The 5,369-nt window shown below is 70.1% G+C and carries 4 protein-coding genes and 1 pseudogene; 1 reads left to right on the forward strand and 4 read right to left on the reverse strand.

Annotated elements, in window-relative coordinates:
* Positions 1-1,433: glycoside hydrolase family 3 C-terminal domain-containing protein (locus EQG76_RS26320; RefSeq protein ID WP_200841144.1), on the forward strand; the 1,433-nt coding region annotated here is incomplete at its 5' end.
* A 6-nt stretch (positions 1,434-1,439) separates the two neighbouring features.
* Here EQG76_RS26320 and EQG76_RS26325 read toward each other — a convergent pair.
* From EQG76_RS26325 to EQG76_RS26340, 4 genes and pseudogenes are all read right to left on the reverse strand, one after another.
* Positions 1,440-2,195 carry an SDR family NAD(P)-dependent oxidoreductase gene (locus EQG76_RS26325; RefSeq protein ID WP_159717811.1) on the reverse strand — a complete coding sequence of 252 codons (756 nt, stop codon included), beginning with the start codon at positions 2,193-2,195 and terminating at the stop codon, positions 1,440-1,442.
* A 38-nt stretch (positions 2,196-2,233) separates the two neighbouring features.
* Positions 2,234-3,232: a zinc-dependent alcohol dehydrogenase family protein gene (locus EQG76_RS26330; protein ID WP_159717813.1), complete on the reverse strand. Its 999-nt coding sequence runs from the start codon at positions 3,230-3,232 to the stop codon at positions 2,234-2,236.
* Positions 3,233-3,338: 106 nt separating this feature from the next.
* Positions 3,339-4,925 carry a gamma-glutamyltransferase family protein gene (locus tag EQG76_RS26335; protein ID WP_159717815.1) on the reverse strand — a complete coding sequence of 529 codons (1,587 nt, stop codon included), beginning with the start codon at positions 4,923-4,925 and terminating at the stop codon, positions 3,339-3,341.
* Between the two features lie 255 nt (positions 4,926-5,180).
* Positions 5,181-5,369 (reverse strand): annotated as a pseudogene (locus EQG76_RS26340) (NmrA family protein); the annotation flags it as partial.

Below are 5,369 nucleotides of genomic sequence, written 5' to 3' on the forward strand. Positions count from 1 at the left end.
CGGGGCTACTCACCAATCTCCTGCGCCGCCAGCTGGGCTTTGCCGGCTTCGTCGTGGCCGACTACACCGCCGATGCCGAGCTGGTGGCGCACGGCTTTGCGGCGGACGAGCGCGACGCCGCCCGGATCGCGTTCCTGGCCGGCGTCGACATGTCGATGCAGAGCGGCCTCTATCTGCGCCACCTGCCGGACCTGGTCGCCGCGGGCGAGGTGCCGCGCGCCCTGGTCGACGCGGCGGTGCGCCGGGTGCTGACGGCAAAGGCGGCGCTCGGCCTGTTCGCCGACCCCTATCGCGGCACCGATCCCGAGCACGAGCGCCAGGTACTGGCCGACCCGACCCACCCGGCCCTGGCGCGCCTGGCCGGGCGGCGCTCGGCCGTGCTGCTGAAGAACGAGGACGACCTCCTGCCCCTGCCGAGGGCCGGGCAGCGCATCGCCCTGATCGGCCCGTTCGGCGACGACCGCGCCAACCTGTTCGGCCCCTGGTCGATCTTCGCCGATCCAAAACGCGCGGTGACGGTGGCCGAGGGGCTGCGGGAGGCCATGGCAGACCCTGCTTTGCTCCTGGTCGAGCCGGGCTCCGGCGTGGAGGCGCCGATCCAGGGCGGCATCGACCGGGCAGTGGCAGCGGCCAACGCCGCCGATCTCGTCGTCCTGACGATCGGCGAATCCGCCGCCATGTCGGCCGAGGCGCAGTCGCGCGTCGAGATCGTGGTGCCGCCCGCCCAGCAGGACCTGGCCGAGGCGGTGGCGGCCACCGGCCGGCCGGTCGTGGTGCTGCTCAAGACCGGCCGTGCCCTGGCCCTGTCCGGTGCAATCCTGAACGCCCGGGCGATCCTGGTCATCTGGTTCCTGGGCTCGCAGGAGGGCCATGCGGTGGCCGACCTCCTGTTCGGCGATCATGCGCCTTCCGGACGCCTGCCGGTGAGCTTTCCCCGCTTCTCCGGCCAGCAGCCCTTCTACTACAGCCGCAAGCCCACCGGCCGGCCGGAGCGGCCGGACGACCATGCCTTCAAGGCTCGTTTCCGGGAAACGCCGAACCAGGCGCGGTTCCCGTTCGGCCACGGCCTGACCTATGCACAGGTGCGCTATGAGGACCTGCGGGTCGAGCCGGCACGCCTGCCCTGGGACGGCACGCTCACCGCGACCGCCACGCTGCGCAATCTGGGCGACCGGCCGGCCGAGGAGGTGGCGCAGCTCTATGTCCGCGACCGAGTGGCGAAGCTGACCCGGCCGGTCCGGCTGCTCAAGGCGTTCACCCGCGTGACGATGCCACCCGGCGGAACGGCCGAGATCCGCTTCACCCTGCGCCGCCAGGACCTCCACTATATCGGCCCGGATCTCCTGCCCACGGTCGAGCCCGGCGAATTCGACCTCTGGGTGGCGCCGGACGCGGAAAGCGGCCTGCAGGCCCGCTTCGAGCTGCTGGCGTGAAGGCGGCTACTGCGCGAGGAAGCCGCCATCGACCGCCAGCGTGTGGCCGGTCACCATGGATGCCGCCGGGCTCGCCAGGTAGAGCACCGCGGCCGCCACCTCCTCCGGCTCGGCGATCCGGCCCAGCGGCGTGCGCGCCTCGATCTGGCGCATCACTTCGTCCTGGGCGAGCAGCGCCTGGACGAAGGGAGTGCGCACATAGGTAGGTGCCACCGCGTTCACCCGGATCCGGTGCGGCGCCCACTCGATCGCGAGCGCCCGGGTCATGTTGACCACCGCCCCCTTGGTGGTCTGGTAGGACACGTTCGGATAGATCCCGCCGGACAGGCCCATGATCGAGGCGATGTTGACCACGGCCCCGCCCTTGCCGGCCGCGATCATGTGCCTGGCCGCCTCCCGGGCGCAGACGAAGCTACCGGTCATGTTGACCGCCACCACCTTGTCCCAATCCGCCATATCCAGATCGACCGCCGGCTGGCGGATGGCAATGCCGGCGCAGTTGACCAGGATGTCGACCGGCTGGCGCTCCGCGATGGCGGTAAAGCTCTGCGCCACCGCCGCCGCGTCGGCGACATCGCAGGCAGTAGCACCGATGCCATCGCCCAATGGCTCTGCCGGCACCTGCCGGTCCAGCACGGTCACGGCGGCACCGGCGGCCTGGAGCAGCCGTGCCGAGGCCAGACCGATCCCGCTGCCGCCGCCGGTCACCACCGCGCCGGCGCCATCCAGGCGGAACAACCCATCAAGTACTGAACGAGCCATGTCGGTTCCGTGCAGGCAGCCGGTTGCGTGAGGGATCGCTAGGCGAAGGCGTCGTACTGGATCTTCATGGTCCCGCTCTTGGTGGGCGACACCATCTGCTGGGCGACCCCTTCCAGCGGCAGTCGGTGCGACACCAGTGCCTCGGCCTTGCCGCCTAGCTGCTGCAGCACCGCGATCGCGTCCGGCAGATTATTCGACACGGCATGGCTGCCGATCAGGATTAGCTCGCGGCGGAAGATGTCGTAGGGGCTGACCTCGATCCGCGCCGTGGGCGGGCACACGCCGAAGAACAGGATGGTGGCGCCGTCATGGGCATAGCCCGGCATCCTACCGGCGACCTCGGCCACGCCGGTACAGTCCACCACCAGGTCGAACCGCTCGCCCAGCCGCTCCGGCGTCAGGCCCTGCCCCTCGACCGTGGCAGCGGCTCCCAGTGCGGTAGCGCGCTCCAGGCGCGACGGCTCCAGGTCGATCATCGTGACATCGACAAGGCCGCGCGCCTGCAGGCCCAGCATCATCATCAGGCCGATCGGCCCGGCGCCGAACACCAGGGCGCGCATGTCCGGCCGCACCTGGACCCGGTCGATGCCATGCATCACGCAACCGAACGGCTCGGCCAGCGCCGCCACGTGGAACGGCAGGTCGCCCACCGGATGGGCATTGCGCGCCGCCACCTTCACCATCGGCGCGAACCCGCCATGGGTGGTGGCACCATAGGCCTGCAGGTTGGCACACAGGCTGGGCCGGTTGGCCCGACAGGAGCGGCAATGGCCGCATGGGATCATCGGATCGACCGCGACCCGGGCACCGACCTCGATCCCGCGCACGCCATCGCCCACCGCCCGCACCGTCCCGGCGATCTCGTGGCCCGGCACCACCGGATAGGCACAGAGATAGCGGCCGTGCAGGATGTCCATGTCGGTGTGGCAGATGCCGGTGGCCGCCACCTCGATCAGCACCTCGCCCTCCGCCGGGGCTGGCTCGGCGATTGCCATGATCCGCGCATCACCCTGCGCGGCGAACACCAATGCCTGCACTGTTCTCGCTCCCTGATCCGGCCGTCGTTGCGGCTGGTCTAGCCCTGCCAACGATCCGGGCAGCCGGTCAATCCCTACCGGACGACGGCGGACGGGCGCCTTGCCGCTAGAAGCCCAGCGCCAACCCGTCCTTGCGCGGATCAGAGCCGCCCCACAACGTCCCGGTCGCCTGGTCGATCCAGATCGCCTGGGCGCCGCCGATTGGCGAGCCGGCGATCTCGACCTTGTGGCCGAGTGAAGTGAGCCGCTCCAGCGTGGCCGTGTCGACCGTGGGCTCCACCTCCAGCACCCCGTCGAACGAGAAGGCCCGCGGCGCGTCGATGGCTTCCTGCACGTCCAGGCCACGGTCTAGCATGCCGGACAGGAAGGCGGCGTGGCCGGCCGCCTGGTAGTGCCCGCCCATCACCCCGAACGGCATCACCGTCCTGCCGTCCTTGCGCAGCATGCCCGGGATGATCGTGTGCATCGGCCGCTTCATCGGCCCGATCGCGTTGGGATGGCCCTCGATCAGCCGGAACGAGGCGCCGCGGCTGTGCAGCAGCACGCCGCTCACCGGATCGAGCCGGGTCGAGCCGAAGGCGTGGAAGATCGAGTTGATGAACGAGATCGCGTTGCCGTCGCGGTCGACTACGCAGAGATAGATCGTGTCCTGGTGCTCGGGCTCGTGCCAGAGCGTGGCGATACCTGCCCGCTCGCGCGACAGGCGCTGGCGCAGGATTGCGGTGGTCTCGTCCGAGAGCAGGGTCTCGACCGGATGAGGCAGATGTGCCGGGTCTGCGATCAGCGCATCGCGGTGATGGTAGGCGAGCTTGGTGGCCTCGGCATGGAGGTGGATCCGCTCGGCCAGCGGCATGGAACCGGGCAGCTCGAACCCGCCAAGGATGTTCAGGATCATCAGTGCTGCAATGCCCTGGCCGTTCGGCGGGCATTCCACCACCTCGTAGCCGCGATAGTCCGTCGAGATCGGCGTGCAGTAGATCGCGCTGTCCATCCCGGCCGCGAAATCGTCCAGCGTATGGAGGCCGCCCAGCGCATTGAGACGTGCCACCATCGATTCGGCCACGGCACCCGTATAGAAGGCCCTAGCTCCGTGCTTGGCGATCTCGCGCAGCCGGGCACCCAGCTTCGGCTGGGCATGGATCTCGCCCACCCCGGGGGCTCGACCGTCCTTCAGCAGGACCTGAGCCGCCCCCTCGTCCTTGGCCAGGAGTTCCGCCTGCCGCGCCCAGTCATGGGCGACCCTCGGGCTGACCGGATAGCCGTTCTCGGCATAGTGGATGGCGTCCCGGAACAGCCGGTCGAGCGGCAGGCTGCCATGGTCCCCGTGCAGCTTCATCCAGGCAGACACCGCACCCGGTACCGTCACCGCATGCGGGCTGGTCTGGTCGATCTCGGTCAGGCCCAGCTCCCGGAGCCGGGCCACAGTCGCCGCTTCCGGTGCCCAGCCGCTGCCGTTGATCGCCACCACCTCGCCGCTGGCCGGCGCATAAAGGGCGAAGCAGTCACCGCCGATCCCGGTCATGTGGGTGTCGACCACCGCCTGCACCGCGACCGCCGCCAGTGCCGCGTCGACCGCATTGCCGCCCTCGCGTAGGACCTGGAGGCCCGCCGAGGTCGAGAGCGGGTGCGAGGTCGCGATCGCCGCGTTGGGTGCCAGCATCGGGCTGCGGCCGGGGCGGAACAGGTCTCTCATGCTGCGGGGTCCTCTGGCGGATGACGGCGTCCCGGTCCGGACAACGGCAATGACCCCGTTGCTGGCCGGGAACAGGCAGCAGCGGATGCCTGGCCCATTCCACCCTACCGGCGCCGGATCGGCCAGGGGCAAGCGTCTGTCCCCACCGGCAAATCCGGGAGCCGGAGCAGGGATGCCGCGACCGGCCGAGCAACGGCCAGATCGCCGAAATGCGGGCTGCTCACGTGAATAAGGAACGCGCTGCCAGGCTGACGATCAGCAGCCGGCTGGCTCGACTGTTGCGATCAAGAGCCTGATCGTTGTCGCCAGAGGCGTTGTGCCGCGCCGGTGTTCGCTGTCGTTCTGGCGCATGAACAGGCCGTTGGCGATTCCCTCGTACATGCCGAGGAGCGCGCTCGCCACCTCGCCCGGCACACCTTCCTCGGCAAGCAGCGCGGCACGGCG

This window comes from Geminicoccus flavidas (assembly GCF_009806515.1).
In the GTDB taxonomy this organism is placed as follows: Bacteria; Pseudomonadota; Alphaproteobacteria; order Geminicoccales; family Geminicoccaceae; genus Geminicoccus; species Geminicoccus flavidus.

Bases quoted from the DNA above. Each gene is read 5' to 3' on its own strand.
- EQG76_RS26335 (WP_159717815.1), bottom strand. From the start codon at position 4,925: ATGAGAGACCTGTTCCGCCCCGGCCGCAGCCCGATGCTGGCACCCAAC.
- EQG76_RS26325 (WP_159717811.1), bottom strand. From the start codon at position 2,195: ATGGCTCGTTCAGTACTTGATGGGTTGTTCCGCCTGGATGGCGCCGGC.